Source organism: Achromobacter sp. Marseille-Q0513, from assembly GCF_018195695.1.
Lineage (GTDB): Bacteria > Pseudomonadota > Gammaproteobacteria > Burkholderiales > Burkholderiaceae_B > Achromobacter.
On record NZ_JAGTJY010000424.1, the window covers coordinates 1 to 697 of the forward strand.

General features: G+C 69.9%; 2 protein-coding genes. Both read left to right on the forward strand.

Annotated elements, in window-relative coordinates; translation table 11 throughout:
• Positions 1 to 14: 14 nt before the first annotated feature.
• Complete coding sequence (locus KDH83_RS31050; RefSeq protein ID WP_212322945.1) at positions 15 to 359, forward strand: carboxymuconolactone decarboxylase family protein; 345 nt, start codon at positions 15 to 17, stop codon at positions 357 to 359.
• A 61-nt stretch (positions 360 to 420) separates the two neighbouring features.
• A partial coding sequence (locus tag KDH83_RS31055; RefSeq protein WP_249205472.1) for a tripartite tricarboxylate transporter substrate-binding protein occupies positions 421 to 697 on the forward strand: 277 nt, incomplete at its 3' end.

Here is a 697-nt window from a genome sequence, read left to right on the forward strand (position 1 = left end):
CAGGAGCAAGCACCATGATGAACAACTGGACGGATCAACTGGCCAATTTGCGGACAGGCGCCAAAGCCCTGGCGCAGGCCAATCCCGCCGTGGTCCAGGCTTACGGCGGCCTCAACCGGGCGCTGGGCGAGGGCCAGGCCCTGGACGCCAGGACCCGGGAACTCATCGCCCTGGCCGTCGCGGTGACAACCCGCTGCGACGGCTGCATTTCCTCGCATGCCGCGGCCGCGAGGCAGGCCGGCGCCAGCCAGCAGGAAGTCGCCGAGGCGCTGGGCACGGCCATCGCATTGAACGCGGGCGCGGCCTATGTGTACTCGGCCCGCGCGCTGGAAGCCTTCAACCAGTTCGAGCAGGCGTAGACCGGCATCGGCAATGGCGGCGCGGCGGGGCCGCGCGCCCAAGCACAACAAGGGGACAGACATGAAACCGGCAATCCTGTTGCTGAAACTGATCGGGCTCGTTTGCGCGGCCAGCCTCTCGACGCTGGCGCGGGCCGCGTGGCCGGAGGACAAGCCCATCCGGCTGGTGGTGCCCTTCACCGCCGGCGGCACCGCCGACGCGCTGGGCCGCAGCCTGGCCCAGCAGCTCGCCAAGGAACTGGGCCAGACCATCATCGTCGAGAACAAGCCCGGCGCCGGCAGCATGCTGGGCACGCGCGAGGTCGCCGGCGCCGGGCTTGTTCTCGACGATGATGGTC